Origin of the sequence: Halorubrum ezzemoulense DSM 17463 (genome assembly GCF_002114285.1) — an archaeon.
In the GTDB taxonomy this organism is placed as follows: domain Archaea; phylum Halobacteriota; class Halobacteria; order Halobacteriales; family Haloferacaceae; genus Halorubrum; species Halorubrum ezzemoulense.
Window position 1 is genome coordinate 1 of sequence record NZ_NEDJ01000077.1, and the last position, 15,172, is coordinate 15,172.

14 protein-coding genes and 2 pseudogenes are annotated in these 15,172 nt (G+C 53.4%); 5 read left to right on the forward strand and 11 right to left on the reverse strand.

Translation table 11 applies throughout. The features are described 5' to 3' along the window. Window positions 1-1,199 precede the first annotated feature (1,199 nt). A complete protein-coding gene (locus B9H04_RS15325; protein WP_049933341.1) occupies window positions 1,200-1,604 on the reverse strand; it encodes a 3'-5' exonuclease in 405 nt (134 codons plus the stop codon). Window positions 1,605-1,687: 83 nt separating this feature from the next. Next, window positions 1,688-2,596, reverse strand: coding sequence for a hypothetical protein (locus tag B9H04_RS15330; RefSeq protein WP_248648710.1), 909 nt, complete (start codon window positions 2,594-2,596; stop codon window positions 1,688-1,690). A gap of 588 nt (window positions 2,597-3,184) precedes the next feature. Between B9H04_RS15330 and B9H04_RS15335 the strand changes: the two genes are divergently transcribed. Further along, window positions 3,185-3,772 (forward strand): LURP-one-related/scramblase family protein, encoded by a 588-nt coding sequence (locus B9H04_RS15335; protein WP_049933343.1) that lies wholly within the window; start codon window positions 3,185-3,187, stop codon window positions 3,770-3,772. Between the two features lie 503 nt (window positions 3,773-4,275). Here B9H04_RS15335 and B9H04_RS19290 read toward each other — a convergent pair. Together B9H04_RS19290 and B9H04_RS15350 are read right to left on the reverse strand one after the other, a co-directional pair. Next, entirely contained in the window at window positions 4,276-5,667 is a 1,392-nt protein-coding gene (locus B9H04_RS19290; protein WP_248648711.1) for a DUF6498-containing protein, read from the reverse strand. 327 nt (window positions 5,668-5,994) lie between these two features. Next, the gene (locus tag B9H04_RS15350) at window positions 5,995-6,738 is read right to left on the reverse strand and encodes a DUF4097 family beta strand repeat-containing protein (RefSeq protein ID WP_162141839.1); all 744 of its coding nucleotides are present in this window, start codon (window positions 6,736-6,738) and stop codon (window positions 5,995-5,997) included. A gap of 504 nt (window positions 6,739-7,242) precedes the next feature. On the opposite strand from B9H04_RS15350, the gene B9H04_RS15355 reads away from it, so the two are divergent. The 3 genes and pseudogenes from B9H04_RS15355 (at window position 7,243) to B9H04_RS15365 (ending at window position 10,064) form a co-directional block, all read left to right on the forward strand. Continuing rightward, the gene (locus B9H04_RS15355; protein WP_080508728.1) at window positions 7,243-7,686 is read left to right on the forward strand and encodes a DUF3592 domain-containing protein; all 444 of its coding nucleotides are present in this window, start codon (window positions 7,243-7,245) and stop codon (window positions 7,684-7,686) included. 175 nt (window positions 7,687-7,861) lie between these two features. After that, window positions 7,862-8,605: a hypothetical protein gene (locus B9H04_RS15360; protein WP_248648712.1), complete on the forward strand. Its 744-nt coding sequence runs from the start codon at window positions 7,862-7,864 to the stop codon at window positions 8,603-8,605. 178 nt (window positions 8,606-8,783) lie between these two features. Then, window positions 8,784-10,064, forward strand: a pseudogene (locus B9H04_RS15365) (RNA-guided endonuclease InsQ/TnpB family protein). 100 nt (window positions 10,065-10,164) lie between these two features. Here B9H04_RS15365 and B9H04_RS15370 read toward each other — a convergent pair. Beyond that, window positions 10,165-10,893, reverse strand: coding sequence for a DUF6498-containing protein (locus B9H04_RS15370; RefSeq protein ID WP_049933346.1), 729 nt, complete (start codon window positions 10,891-10,893; stop codon window positions 10,165-10,167). 747 nt (window positions 10,894-11,640) lie between these two features. Here B9H04_RS15370 and arsN2 point away from each other — a divergent pair. Then, window positions 11,641-12,084 (forward strand): arsenic resistance N-acetyltransferase ArsN2, encoded by a 444-nt coding sequence (arsN2, locus tag B9H04_RS15375; protein ID WP_080508672.1) that lies wholly within the window; start codon window positions 11,641-11,643, stop codon window positions 12,082-12,084. Between the two features lie 495 nt (window positions 12,085-12,579). Here arsN2 and B9H04_RS15380 read toward each other — a convergent pair whose 3' ends face one another. The 6 genes and pseudogenes from B9H04_RS15380 to B9H04_RS19295 all read right to left on the reverse strand — a co-directional run bounded on the left by B9H04_RS15380 (window position 12,580) and on the right by B9H04_RS19295 (window position 14,752). After that, the gene (locus B9H04_RS15380; RefSeq protein WP_241988273.1) at window positions 12,580-13,014 is read right to left on the reverse strand and encodes a PIN domain-containing protein; all 435 of its coding nucleotides are present in this window, start codon (window positions 13,012-13,014) and stop codon (window positions 12,580-12,582) included. Then, window positions 12,974-13,171 (reverse strand): annotated as a pseudogene (locus tag B9H04_RS19660) (DUF7557 family protein). The gene B9H04_RS15380 and the pseudogene B9H04_RS19660 overlap by 41 nt, the downstream one beginning before the upstream one ends. Before the next feature lie 134 nt (window positions 13,172-13,305). Further along, complete coding sequence (locus B9H04_RS15390; protein WP_049933161.1) at window positions 13,306-13,725, reverse strand: PIN domain-containing protein; 420 nt, start codon at window positions 13,723-13,725, stop codon at window positions 13,306-13,308. Continuing rightward, on the reverse strand, window positions 13,725-14,027 hold the full coding sequence (locus tag B9H04_RS15395; RefSeq protein WP_049933162.1) for an AbrB/MazE/SpoVT family DNA-binding domain-containing protein: 303 nt from the start codon (window positions 14,025-14,027) through the stop codon (window positions 13,725-13,727). Before B9H04_RS15395 ends, B9H04_RS15390 begins: the two co-directional genes overlap by 1 nt. Window positions 14,028-14,184: 157 nt before the next feature. Further along, complete coding sequence (locus tag B9H04_RS15400; protein ID WP_049933163.1) at window positions 14,185-14,466, reverse strand: helix-turn-helix transcriptional regulator; 282 nt, start codon at window positions 14,464-14,466, stop codon at window positions 14,185-14,187. A 202-nt stretch (window positions 14,467-14,668) separates the two neighbouring features. Continuing rightward, window positions 14,669-14,752: a hypothetical protein gene (locus tag B9H04_RS19295; RefSeq protein ID WP_303645068.1), complete on the reverse strand. Its 84-nt coding sequence runs from the start codon at window positions 14,750-14,752 to the stop codon at window positions 14,669-14,671. Window positions 14,753-15,172: the final 420 nt, after the last annotated feature.

Sequence of the window (15,172 nt, forward strand, 5' to 3'; positions counted from 1 at the left end):
TGGCGTCGAGCGGCTCGGCCCGAAATTCTATTACCCCAAGTTCCGCAAGTTCTGATAGCCTCTGGCCGAAGGCAGGACGGTCTTCATACATACCCGTTTTTGCCGGGCCAGAGGCACTAATGCTCCTGGTTCCGCCAGTCTACTGAAGAGCGAAAACGCGTGTCGTGCGGATAATCTCGATGGCCATTACATCCAGGATGTCGAATGGATCCACTTGTGCGGGCCTGCCCTGTTCTCTAGGGATTCACCGGCACAACTCCGTGAGGAGATCCGATCACAGATCGAGGAAACGGGTGCGGAACGGGATTTCAACATCGACTTCTGGGACCGACTGAATGACTCTTGGGCTGAACACCTCCATCGGCAACTGGAGGCGGGGAATCCAGTCCAAGGAGTCCTCCATGAGTTCGAGTCTAACTTTCAGAGGCGCCGCGAATGGCGGGAGGATATCATCTCAGAAGCGGATCGATTACACGTTCAGCTACAAGCCGAGACTTCCCGCTGGTACCCACGGTTGATGATGGACATTACTAACCCGTCTGGAGGGTTCAATCGTAGCACTGCTGCCTTGGCTGACACCGAGAGCGACCCTGACAGTAGTGATGAGTCGAGTGAAGATGTTGAACGGGAGTGGGTAATGGAACGTGGGTGAAACAGGCCTCACGTTTGGGTGTCACCTCAGACGGTAGCACGTAACCCACAGACTGTTTTCGTAGCTTCAATGCGGGCTGCTCGGTGTGTAATGCTCGAGGACCGTCGAGGGATAGCCGACTCAGGGGTAGTCGGTGAAGAGAGGCGGTCTTCAGATGATCCGCGAGTTCTGTGGTACCGCGTGGATGAGTGGGAGACTCGCCCTGCCAAACTTATTGGTGGGTACCCACCAGCATTGAGTGCGTTCACGAGCTCGATGCCAGCGGTTTCGTCTCTTCGCAGATCGACTGTGGAAAGACCGTCCTCCGAAAGGGTTCTCAAGGCAGTTCTGTAGTACATTCTCCGAGCACATCGAGCATAACTGGGTCAAAAGAGAGCCCTTGGTCAGCGTAGTAGAGCGCAATGTTGGCCTCAAGATCGGTTTTCAGGTAGTGGCCAAGGACCTCACGATACCCATTGATCACTCGCTCATCACCAGTTGCGACGACGTCTAGAAATGCTGGCCCAAACTCGTCGCCGAAGCGGGAATTATCGAGCGGGACGCCGTTTCAGGTCGTCTTCGGGACCGGGTACCCGTAACTGTCGAGACAGTCTTCAAGCGCGGGCCACATTTCGCCTGCGCCACACGCTGCCTTTCGATCAGTGAAGAGGTTGATATGCTGGCCCGATGTCTGGAGGGCTGGTGGTGACGGCGCCAGATCGAAGTGGGCGCATCGCTTGGCAAGAAAATCCATGTCGAAGTCGATCCCGTTGTAGCCCACGAGCACGTCGCCGTCGAGTTCGTCGATATAGCTGAACGCCGTCGTGACGAGGTCCTGCTCGTCTGAGATTCCGTGATTGCTGCGGGCGAATGTCTCGTACTGGGCATCGTTCCCGGGCGTCTCTGGCTCATGGTGACCGACCCCCGATTGCGACCGTTTCACATGGACAACGCTGAGACCGGCGAGGTCCATGGCGGTCGGGAGACATGTCCGTTGTGGCCTCGACACCCCGAGGCCGTCAGGGTAGTAGGCTATCTGGGTAGGCAGAGCCGGTACTACCCGGTAATGGGTCGCTCGTCTTGGTCGAAACCGCCGTACGAAAGGTCCGCGGTGTACACCTTCCCATCGTAGCGCACCAGCCAGGTGCCATCGTAGCTGTCGGCCTCAATCGCCGACTCCGCCGAGAACTGGTCCATTATCGACTGGAACGACTCGTCGTCGGTGCCCTCGGCGTAATAGACACCGTTGATCGCCTCGTTCATTACTGACCGCTCGCCTTCCGAGAGCCCTGACAGTCTGAATAGATGCTCATCGCGAAGCTGCTGCGCGTACGCGTTAGTGCTTTCGGCGACCCTACCGACGGTGTAACGGTACCGAGTCAGGGTTTCTTCTCTGCGTTCCTCCAGCACGAAGGGGTAGACGGTGCCATTGTACCGAACGGCGCTGTACTCGCCGGACAACAACACGCTCTCGTTGGTTTCTGACATTGTGTACTCCTCTGGGATGGCGATTTCGGGGCCGGGACTGAGCCGGGGCTCACGCTCGCTCATAGCCGTGAGTAGATTACCCAACAGTCGGCGGTCACGCTCTGAGAGTTCCTCGAATCCGACGGTCTGGTCGGCTGGCGCCGTCCCGTTGAGATCGACGCCGACAGCGAATGCGGTCCCGGGCCCGGTGCCGGTGACGTTCCAGTCGATCTCGTAGTAGCTGCCCTCGTATGCGAGCGGTAATCCCCGTTGGACCGGCGGATCAGTAGCCGTGGCTGTCCCCGAGCCATTCTCGATCGCCTCTCGAACCACCCGTCGGTCGTCGGGGGCCGGACTGTCCACGACGGCCGGCCGGCTGGCGGCTTCTGCTATCTCCGCGTCGTTCGCGGCCTCCATCGACAACGATCCTGTTGCTGAGCAGCCTGCGAGCGCCACTAGCGCCAGTAAGCCGAGCGCTGCGAGCGCTTTTCGTTCCATATCAGAAGTCGTTCTCTTTCTGGCAAATAGCTGGGGGCCGTGTTACACAGCCCGCAACAGCAGCGATAAATACAATCTAGTTAGAACTCGTCTACTTATCATACACTTTTGACTTAGCCGGCTCTGTGAGGCTGTCATACAACTGTTCTCAAACCTTGCTTGACTCTATTGCGCTGGTAAATACAGTGAATTGACGAACCGTGCTACTCCGGAACCTCCTCCTTGATTTTCGGCCATCCGGTAAAAGAAAATCCAGTGATTGCTGTAAGAGTGAGCGCCGTCAGAGCAGGAACTGATTCCCCCGATATGAACAACAGCAGGCTGCCGGTCAGGGCCCTCCCGACTCCTACCAAATGGAGATTCGTGAATTCACAGCCGAATCAGCCGATAAAACGCGCTTGCGAATTTACCGCTGAGATTCTTGATAGTTTGAGATAATGTTTGAAGACTCGTGTGAGGTACAGAGCGCGAGTCTTGCGGACTGTTTCCACAGAGAACGCCGGAAACGAGCGAAATGAATTGAGTTGACTCACATCACCTCGGGTAGGATATCCCGGATTTATATGTTGTCGAGACAACATTCAGAAGATGGAAACACCACAACAATACGAGATTACTGGCCTTGGCCTATCTAGCAACAAATATACAGTCGAACAGACAGGACAGGACAAGAACTTTCGACCTGAGTATGAAGCCAGAAATATCACTGGACAGACAATATTCCGCTGTACTTATAATACGTACGAGGGGGAAACTTCCTTCGTTGATGACGACGATAATGAGTTGCTGACTATAGCGCCTAGTGGTACGCTGGATATCGCTGGTGACTACCTGCTAACAGATAGCCAGACTGGAGATGATCTCGTCGTTCTGGATAATGACTTTTCTTTCTTCCAAGACACCTGGCGGATCCACGATGCTCAGGACGGCTCCCTTGTCGCCAAAGTCACCTCGGGTGGTGGACTTATCACTATAGCTCGAAAGTTCCTGCCAGTGGGACAATTTATCGGGCACAACTTCGAGATAGCTGATGCAGCCGGCAATTCTATTGGTACTATTGAGAGCGATTTCGCAATACGTGACCAATACGAGATCAAGCTCAGCGATAGTAGTTCGGTTCCGATAGATCCGATTGTGGTGGCAACAGTGGTTATCGATGCAATCCAGGGCAATTGATCCATCGCAGACGCCACCGAATTGTTTGGACAACTCCACCAGTTATCTAACGGTTATATTTACTGCTCCCCGGTAAGGCGGAATCGGTTTGATTGCTGAACTCACGCTCTGTATCTCGCAAAGCGTTCCTAACAGAAATGAAGGAGGCGTCGGTCGACTCTGGTGTATGAATCCTCTGTACTGAGTGATCCACAGGTCAGTCAACGAGGTGTGAGAAGAGTTCTATGACACCCCCACAACCCTACTTACCAGACAGTTCATCGAATGCTGGAGTGAAACATAATTCTGTGTGAACCGTTCTATGACACCTTCGGCTCTGTTGAAACTCTCAACAGCTGATACAATTTCCCGCTCTGTGGGGTTACAACCGGATGCTACGCAGGAACGACGGGAGCGGTGTCGGGAGAAGTGATTGAACGGTATCTTGAGTATATAAAACATGGGTCGAGTGTTTGGCCTCTCTTCGACCCCGGTGGGTCGATGAGCTTGCCCTCGCAGATCATTTAGATTCGAGCGAGCATCGCATATATGAGGACGCTGAGTAAAATCATAAAAAACGGTGCGATCAACACCATGACAGCTGCCATTTCTGCGCCACTCACCTGAGGGGAGCCAAGCAGCAGTAGTGGAACACTAAGGAAAACTAGTGCCAACACGAGTGCGGCACCCACGACTGCGGGATCCTGCTCAGGGCGTTCCTCGTGTCTGATCGGCAGATCAAGTGTCTCGGTCGCGTGGTCAAGATCAGCGACAGGACCAAACTGAACTGTGTTTGTCGGGGCTGTCTCAACGTTTGAAATCTGTAGTGTTCCGGTACCAAATAGGCGGTCAGGAATGGCGTTCTTGATTTCAAATCGTGCTCGCGAGTGAATCGGAACCAGCCACTGTGGCGCATCAAGTACGGTGTCGTACGCGACAAGTATCTCACCACGCCGTTGGTACTCAATAGTGCCGTACCGGAAGTAGTAGCTCCCGGCGCGGATAATAAAAATTCCCAGTAGCACGGTGAGGCCAATGCCGACCCATAAAAAACGCGCTGTAACTATTGCGGCGACAACACCAGCCAGCAGCAGCGCGACACCGCGATTAACCACCGTGAGTAGTATCGTGGTACTGCTTCCAAGTAGGACAGATTGCGGGCTGACTGTCACTCGCGCCTCAACCGGCTCATCCGGGAGGCTTAGCTCTGGTTGTGACCGACTAAACTCACGGTCAGCACTGAGTCGGTCAAAGAGCTCTTGAAATGCGCTTGCTATTGGACCGGTAGATTCCCACGATACAGCGAGAATTGTCTTAACAATCACAAATCCTCCAAGTACAGTTACTCCGGCTGATTGGCCCATTGACAGGCCGATTATCCCCAAAAACATCACCCCAAGCGTGAGCTGGGACGGTTGTTGTAGAATTTCACGGGCGGACACATTCTTGTATGTCTTGGCTCCCAGATACTCACGGTGAAACTCGATGCCGTGTGCGACTATGAGGGCACCAACACTTACAGCGACCTCCCAAGAAAGCGCTATCGATGTCTCAACCAGCACCCAGGAGAGTATCGTAATCGGCAGTATGGTAGAAGCCCAGATACCGAGGATTGACAATGCGAAGGGCACATTGCGGGGATATATTGGTGGAAGCGTTGAGAGAGGGCGCCAGCCACCTCGTTTGTGCCGTAGTTCATGAAGGGGTTCTCGTTCTCCGACAACATCGGGGGATCCTTGCTTTGCGAACAACGACTTTAGCACGCCGAAGAGGACCGTGCTAAATGCTTCAATCCAGTAGAGTAGCAAAAGAGTCCAAACATTCCAATCGCCATAGACTATGCCAGCCAAAGGGAGCAGATTTGTACCGATGATCACAAGATCTGTAGCTGATCGGTTCGGTACCGTGGAGGGCACACCGCGCATATCGCGAATCATTTGCTCGTGGTAGATATGTTCCCGTGATATTGCGTCGATGTTTACGTGTTTGTCGTGGCTGATCTCTCCGGGTTCTCGACTGACTGACTCGACACAAATGATATCTTACTTATTTATTCATAGATGTGTAAAGCACATGAAGAGAAAGCACCGAACTCCCGGCAATTAGGCCGGCTATTCCACCATAGAGCGGAGCGATCTCCAAGGAGGGAGCAATCAAATACCCGCTAGCAAATCCTAGCGGGTCAAAAACTACTGCGAGGATTATCAATTGAACCGCAAGGTCCTTTGATTGGAACCACCTGATCATTCGTTTCTCTCCCTACCGCGGATAGTAATATCACCGTTCGTAGTAGTTGGTGTAACACGGTGCGTACCGTTTCCAACCATCCGGTCGACCGCTGACCCGGACTCAGTTAAATCTGCTTGGAACCCGTTGATTGTGGTGTCGCCATTGGTTGTGTCAAGCGATATTGCTGGCTCCGCGGTTGCTGGCAGGGTAATTGAGATATCACCGTTTGTGGTGTCGGTCTGGACTTCAACAAGTTCAGATGCTAAAAGTGTGATATCACCGTTTGTTGTATCGGCAGTGACGCTCTCGGCCCCGCTAGTTTCTATATCGACATCACCGTTCATCCCCTCAGCAGTAAGGTGTAATCCTTCAGGAACGGTCAGTGTCAGATCCATCTGTAGCGGGGACGAACCGAAGGGAAGGAAGCCACTATCCTCCGTGTCAACGGTGAGCGACAGGCGATCGTCGGATTGGTCGGCTTGTAGCGTGATGCGTTCTAGATCATCTTCGCTTGCTGCCCGCTTTGTGCCGTTGAGCTGGATCGTCTCACGCTGTGTATCACGAATCGCAATGTCACCGTTTACGCCTTGGACATTAATTTCTGAGATGTCGGTTCCGTCATACTCTCTGGTAACCGTAGTTTCAGCCTCGAGAGATCCGGACGTACATCCTGCGAGAGTGGCAGTTCCGGCAGCGATACACGCACCAAGCAGATTGCGTCTCGACAGTCTTTGTCCCGCCCAGTCAGGACTGCTCATACGGGCCCATGGCATACATCGATAATAAATCGGCTACTCGTGTCTCAGGCTCAGAAGCACGTACTCGCAAACCGGTGGGTGGCTGCTTAGCTATTGACCTCTTCCACGCCCTGAAGGACGTGGAATCCGTCCACTGGATTCGGGCTGTCAGTGCCTTTTGGTTTCAACCCGCCTCATGGGGAACCCCCCAAACATACGGGCGAAACTCTCGTTTTCTCTCCTTTATACGGGTGTGGCGCGGTCAACAACGCCCCATCGGAATCCGTGTCATTGCCGGGTGAACCTCCGCAGTTCACCGCCCCTTGTGGTTCGGGTCGGCATCTCACCGATTCCATAGTGTACACTATAACGCCATCACAGTAGTAAAATTACGGAGAAAGGATCTGTTGAAATCCCATTCTTCAGATATATTTTCGCCTGAAACAGCGGTTAATGAGAGCTGTATGTGTTGCGTAGTGAGAAATACGTCGAAATTACTATTCAATAGTCTAAACAATCGCCAATATGTCGAAGCTGTCTCTGATAAGTATAATACTGGGGATTGTGCTGCTCGGAGTTGCTGGATACATGGGATACTCTCAGCAACAAAGTCTCTCGTCCGGGGTACAGATTGAAGCCACGGTAGAGAGCAAAGAAGTCACCATGGATTCCTCAAAAAGGGGGGACAGGTACACCCCCCACGTCACTTACAGCTACACGTACAACGGAACCGAATACACTTCCGACAACATCAGACCGGGAATAGGAACAAAAGCGTCCGACACAAGGACTGCCGCGGGAGACAGAATTGACCGGTACAATGTCGGGGAGACAACCACGGCCTATGTCGTACAAGGCTCGCCCTCGAAATCGTATCTTAAGAAACAGAGTAGCCCTCTACCACTTATATTCGGCATCTTAGGCCTATTCCTGATCGGAAGACCAGTCTACAAATCCGTCGCTTCTTAACCTCGAACCGCTCCGTTAGGGTGATGTCCTTCCGCTTGGTTGCTAAATTACTACTTCATATTCTGGCTCTAAGTCTCGCACCTGATAAGTTCCAACACGCCTCCGTGAAACGCCGAGTTTCAGATAGTGAAACGCGTCAGTACAATGTATCACATCAACACGAGATGGATCTAGCGTGACACTCAATATTGGTTCATCGCTTGCGGGAGGAATCAGCCGTGTCGCGAATCGTAACGGCTTGCTGTTGCTGGTCGCATATTTGCTGATCGGGGCTGCGTGGCAGATTCCGTTTTATAGTGCTGTCGTCACGGGGCTTGAGCAGTCAGGTACGCCGACAGGGAACGTAGCTCTCCCGGCAATCGACGCCCCGCTTGCTGTTTCCGTGAGCGCAGCTATTCTCCTGTTGCTGGGGCTTCAATGGCTCACGATTGTCACGATTCGAACGTTTGTCGGCGGTCATACACAGGAAATTCCGTCAGAGTACTACACGCGAAACATTGTGCCGGTCCTCCTGAACTCGCTTGTTGGGGGGCTCATATACGCGGTTCTCATGCTCGTCGGGTCAGTGCTCTTTGTTATTCCTGGAATCATCGCATACGTTGCGTTCATCTTTACGCTCGTGTACGTCGCGGTAGAGGACAAGAACTTCATCGCCGGTTTTCGGAATAGCTGGCAGCTAACACGCGGTCATTGGCTGCGGCTGTTCGGATTATTATTAGTAGTTGTCGCTGGGATTGGGCTCATCTCAGGTGTGTTAACAGCCATGACATCGTTAGTGGTCGGTGCCATTGCCGGGGAAGGAATAGGAATCCTGCTGTCTGGTGTTGTCGGACTCCCGTTTTCGCTACTCATCCTTGCGACCCTAGCAGAAGCGTTCACCCAACTGCGAGAGAGTAAAAAAGAGATGGTGACATCGTAGATTGTATCGACGGTAATCGCAGTGGTACGGTTACGGAGAATTGAGGAGAAAGCCTCGCGTTTTAGCGCGGGGATGAATCCGACACTACCCGTCACAGTCCACCGTTCGATGGCACGGCTGGATATTCCACGCTGAGCAAATACATAGCTTCAAGCAAGTTAGTCTACATAGGTTACGTATAGCGAAACAGGTCGTTACCCGCACCTATACTGCTTCCATACGGAACCAGTCTCGGGTGTAAGACGACCTTGATTCGCTCGGGTTCGCCGCCTCGAAACTCTGGAACGTCGGACGGTGGACGTGTAGTCGGATCTGGGATGAAATCGGTCACATTCCCAACCACAACGAACTCACCACGTACCTCAAAACCCACGAACGCTATGATGACCTGTATTCGCAGTCAAGTCAGCGAGTCCTTCAAGAACTCGCTGAGGCGTTCAACGACTGGTACGGCAAACGACGTAACGGAGACACGAGAGCGAACCCGCCCGGCTACCGTAAACACGGCGACGAACACCCGCGTTCCACAGTCACGTTCAAAGCCGCTGGCTTCAAACTCGATACCCAGTACAACCGCGTCCGACTCTCAAAAGGATCGAACCTGAAAGAGTACTGGTCGGATTTTGTCCTGTGTACGTACCAAACTCGCCCCGACGTTGACCTCTCCGCCGTGGAGAACGTCCAACAAGCTAAGATTGTGTGGACGGGCGACGACTGGGAACTACACTTCGTCTGTAAGGTCGAGATCGACGTGGATGAAGCCCCCGGTGAGAAGACGGTGGGTGTTGATCTCGGTATTAACAACTTTGCCGCGCTCGCGTATGAAGACGGTCACAGCGAGCTGTACCCGCTGAACTGCTTGAAACAGGACGACTACTACTTCAGCAAGCGAATCGCTCTGTGTGACGACTCGAATTCCGATCAGGCCACCGGGCTGAACCAGAAGAAGTCGGCTCGCCGTACCCACTACTTCCACACACTCTCGAAACGTATCGCCCAGCGGTGTGTTGACGAGGAAGTTGGAACTATCGTGGTGGGAGATCTCTCTGGCATCCGTGAGGATGAGGAGAACGCCGAGTCAAAGGACTGGGGCATACACGGGAATCTTGATCTACACTCGTGGGCGTTCGACCGTTTCACAGACCTTCTCGAATACAAAGCCGAAATGGAAGGTATTACGGTTGAACAAGTGTCTGAGCGGGATACCTCGAAGTCGTGTTCGTGCCGTGGTCGGAAGCGTGACGCAACCCGTGTTGAACGCGGACTGTATGTCTGCGATGAGTGCGAGACTGTGGCGAACGCGGACGTGAACGGTGCTGAGAACATTCGGCAGAAAGTATCTCCAAGTCCTGCCACGGATGGCGGTGATAGGAGTAACGGCTGGTTGGCACAGCCATCGACGTTCTTGTTTGACAAAGAAACTGGTGCGTTTGTACCTCAAGAACAGGTCACGTCGTAAACCACAATATCCCAACCCAGCGGTGCGGTGCCATGGGAATCCTCGCCCTTCAGCGCGGGGAGGATGTCAATTGCTGAAGAGTTCCACAAGGCCGCACTCTTCAATTAAAACTCACCTCAAAATCGTCTGTCTGAGGATCCAAGCTTCCTATCCACGCCCGAATAAATCCCATTGGGATCAGATATACCAGTAATGTAGGCAATGAGCTGAGGTCGCTATCGATTGTGAATGCGATACCGGCTAAAACCAACGTCACGGGGGCGAGTACGTATACAAATATCAAGTACAATTCAGTGAGTGGGGCGTACACAAACGCCAGCGGGTCTGTCGGTGATTTCTGTTTGTATGATTGCTCAGCAACAAAGTGCCGCCAAACACGGCTCAGCTGAAACAGCACGATGCCAGCGATCGCGAGGCCGACTGACGCGGGTAGGTCCGAACCAAGACTGTATCTGGAGGCAACAGAGCGGATTATAACGCCGACAATCACGGCATTGAAAACAACTTTGGACCAGACAAATTTGATATTTCGGCAGTATACTGGTGGAAACAAGCCAATCAGCTGACGTGGGGTCGGGTCGGTGTCCCACATGTCTCCGTCCCGACCGTCTACTGGTTTCGGAGTAAACAACGCAATAGGAAAAAAGAAGAGCTGGATAATCGCTACCTCGATGAGATACACCAGTGCGATCTCAACGAGGTTCCACTGAAACACGACCACTCCAACAATGAGTCCAAAATTCAGTATGAGCCCAAGGAAAAAGTCGCTAGACTCTCCCAGTTCTCTGAACGTGGTATCAACAACCGATGTCCAGCTGCGTTCACCCATTTGCTAGTTGGTTTGTTTTCACACGTTCATGCTTATTTTCATTTCCAAACAGAATCTGCTAGCTAAGGTCTGTGGCCAGCACGTTTGGTGAAATAAGACGCGACTCCGGTGTCGCCTCGCCCCAGCAAACCCAATTCGATACAACCACTATTACCGGTCGAAACTGAGCAACATTGAACGACCCGACGATGAGTGAAGATATTATATAGATCAAGGAGAATACCTGCGGCTTCAGCCGCAGGATGAATCCGACAACTCGGAGTCAATCTACACTACAATAGCCACACTGAGATTTGGCAATCCGCATCTTAAAGTGACAGGCAATCCCACGTATAGATAGGAATCAGACTGGGAACAGAGCGACTCCCGTTAGTCCTACGATGGCGGCCTGTCCGCCCCAAGCAATGAGACAGTAATCGGAACCAGTTGGGTGAGCGGTCGGTTCTTATAATGAACCGATACAGTGCCCGACTGCTGTACGCACCACAGAAAGTAACTCCAAGTCCAGCGAAGTCTGCCGGACTCCCCGAGGCAAAAACAACTCCGGGAGTCCGAACACGATAGAGGATAGGAGTACCGGGGGCTTGGCACTCCCAGCAGTCCCACCCGTCACAGTCCGTGAACCCCACACGGATTCTCACCGTGTCGGAGTTCGGTGGAACTGTAAACCTGAAATCTCCAACGCTCAGGATTCCTCCGCGTTTACGCGGAGGAGGATGTCAAATGCTTCGGATACCTTCCTGAATTATGACTGGGGCACCCCTCAGGCTCCAACGAGCGGACGAAGCCACTCTCTCTTATGTCGAAACTAGACTTGAAGCGAATGGCTTGCCGTCTCAGGACGTACGGTCGAAGCCAGACTGCTTCTACATCGGCTACGACGGCGACGAACGGATAGGCGTCGTAGGTATCGAATTGTATGGGACTGACGGTCTTCTACGGTCGGTTGTCGTCGAAGAAGCTGTGCGAGGCCAGGGATATGGAGCAGCACTCTGTGCGGTTGTGGAAACGGAAGCGCAGTCTGCCAGCGTTGATACGCTGTACCTGTTGACAACAAACGCTTCTAGTTTCTTTGTCGACTTGGGATACGTGGAAATAGATCGAAGTACAGCTCCAAGGGCTATTCAGCAAACTACAGAATTCGACGATATCTGCCCTTCAACAGCTACCTGTATGAAAAAAACTCTATAGCACCAGACCTGTTCTCTAGCTCTTCTGTACTGAACGATTCGTGAGTCATCTGTACTGAGCGATTCCCACTATGTGTAAGGGGTCTTCGATGACCACCTGTTTGTGCCAACTCATGAGCCCTAGACACCCCCGAGAAGGATGTGCTCGACGACATCTGCGAATGTAACCTTTTCGCGCACCTGCTGTATCTCGACGGTGACATGCCACCGCTAGGAGCGGTGACACTGGCAGGTGCCGCCGCTTCCTTCGCTACACAGGGCGGAAGCGACCTGTAGGGACGCGCGCGGCGCGAGAAGTGCGCGATGGAGCATGACCCAAACGCGGCGACGCCGCAGCACGCCGCCTCTGTCCTCGTGGCGTGCGGCCTGCTCGCGACGATGCTCACTGCGGCATTCGCATTCGGGAGCGGTGGTCCGGCCACTGCGGCGCTGCTTGTTGCCGGTGCGAAAGGCGTGTGAAATATCGACCTCGAGGAGCCCGGAGAAGAGCCGTCAGTCAGTCGTGGGTCCGGAGGTTCGTCACGTCCATCAAGTCGGTGAGAAGTCTCGTCTCGAAGTCAAAATCGGCGACGATGAGTTCGGCACCGGTGGAGCGCGCTGTCGCGGCGATGAGGAGATCGCGGGCAGCCATGCGCTCACCGTCATCCATCAACTGGTCTTGTATCCGCGTGGCTTCGAGGGCGATCTGGTCGTTGAGTTCGAGCGACTGAACGCCACCGAAATCCTGCCGGATCGCGACGACATCGGTGGTCCCAGCACTGATTTTCCCGTTGAGCACCTCGAAGACGCAGAGCGCGGACGTGAGGTAGGGCTGTCCGCGGTCCTCGACGAATTGACGGTGTCCGGGACGCCTTCGAGCATGTCGATGACGACGGAGGTATCGAGGAAGATCACCGCTCAAAACTCTCTCGCGAGCGCTTGACGGCGTCACGTGCGCGGTCGGCGGCTTCCGGGCTCCACGCACCGATGTTGATCGGATTCTCGGTCTGAGCGAGGCGTTCGAGCAGCTAGTCGAACGTCTCGTCATCCCGTTTCAGGCTCTCTAGCATCTCCTTCGTGTCGTCAGAGACGCGGATTGACGTACTCATGTGTATACAAACTGTATACACGAGTTATTATCTTTTGGCGCTATCGTTGGACCGGTGAACCGCCTCAGGGTCAAGCCCCGAGGCTTCCCGTGGTACAGTTATAGGTCACAGACAAGCCAGATCTTCGAACGGGCCTACGCGGAACCGTCGCGGAACCGTTCGATCGGGATATCGGAGACGTCATCATAATCGTCGTCACCGCCAACGAAGAGCGTCGCGTCAACATGTTCAGCCGTTGCCAGCGCGAACGAGTCGCCAAGCGCAGGATTATACTTGAGCGTATACTCCGAGGCGTCCGTCCAAGTATCGGCGACATCTACCGTTTTGATACCGAGATTAGTCAGCCAGTCGAGATACTCGTCGGCTGTGTCGCGGTCGTACTTTCGGGCGATTGTGTACCGGATCTCAGCGAAATTCACGTAGCTGGCGTAGCCGACGGTGTCCTCGACTGCGACCGCGTCGAGATACTCTTCTACAACCTCGCTGCCTAGTTCATCGTCGGCGTGTGCTATCAGCGGCTCAGCGCCGAAGACAACGCGGTCAGGAGCCGACATTATTCTTCAGTTGAGAACTGCGAGTCACGTTCATTCCGGTCCTGGTCGCGTTTCTCTTTGAGAATCTCGGACGCAGGCTTGTCTGTACTCGCTTCGCTACGGGCGGCAAAGCCGCGCATCTCGCTCGGTGAGCGGACCTGTTCAACGATCACCTCTCCATCTTCGGTTTCCCGGAACAACACCTTCCCAGGCGCTTCGATCCCGAGCTTTTCGCGGAACCGTTTTGGGATGGTCGCCTGGCCGTGCTTAGTGACGGCGACAATCTCTTTTTCAGAGTCATTTGATTGTTCTGACTTGCTCATAGTTCATAATTAGATCTCAATCATAATCAAATTTTCTTTTTATTGATAAATGGTTGTTACTCCTCTGTCGGATGTTTTTGTCGAGTTCGAGGTGTGGTTCGGCTTTTGAGGAACGCGAAATACTAGAGTCAAACAGTCCTCGAACGCAGCGGTTCGATTACCCGTTGTGGTCAATATATCCGGCTTCCCATTCAGTCCGAGCTTCGATCTCTCTCGTGCCCCGGCGAGTAGTGCTGTACTCGTTGGTCCGTCGGTCCCGCTGGCTTTTTTCGATGAGTCCCTTCTCAACGAGCGTGTCGAGGTTGGGATAGAGCCGCCCATGATGGATTTCCTTTTCGTAGTAGTCCTCGAGCTCGTCTTTGATCGCAAGTCCGTGGGGGTCATCACGTCCGGCAACTACGTACAGCAGATCGCGCTGAAAGCCAGTGAGATCGTACATATCGCAATTTTCGCATTCGAGTTTTGAAGTACTACTGATTTGGTGACTGCGTGTCATAGAATACGTTTCAAACCCTCTAGGCAGTGATTTTGACTGCTTCATCTCACGCTTGAGTCGGAGGAGCACCGTATTTTCGTCTCCATAGTCGGGCTATCGTGGGGCGGATGCTACAGCAGAGACTGGATCCCGGTGGAGAGTGTTTTCAGGTCTGCTGTCGCGAGCTTTCGGTTGCGATAAGGCGAAGTCGGGGGCAACCGATATTTATTGGGACTTTTTCAGTCTCGATGCGGCCAGCATCTTCGAGTGCTGATTTGGCCCGTTAGAAGGTCGCTTTCGAAGCGATATCCGTATCCTCTCCCCATTTGAGATGTCGTGGAGGAGGACCTTGTTACGGGCTGCGAGGATGAGCATGATCTCGACGATACTTGGTATTCGTTGCTGTTGGAAATCTCTTCAGCGTGTGTGAGGACTTCGTTCAGTTCGTCAGCGGCGCCGCCGCTAATCTCTTCTCGGAGCGTCTCTTTACTACTGTGAGGAGAGGTGTCCGAAGGTGATGCTGCTCGACAGCCTCGAATCTGGGGTCGAACTCGCCGTAGACTGATGAGACCAGTTCGGGATCCGAACTCGAGATACTGTGCTTCCCAGAAGGGCTCCGAGAAGAGATTTCAATAATTTATTAGATATTAGTTCGATATCAGATCAGATA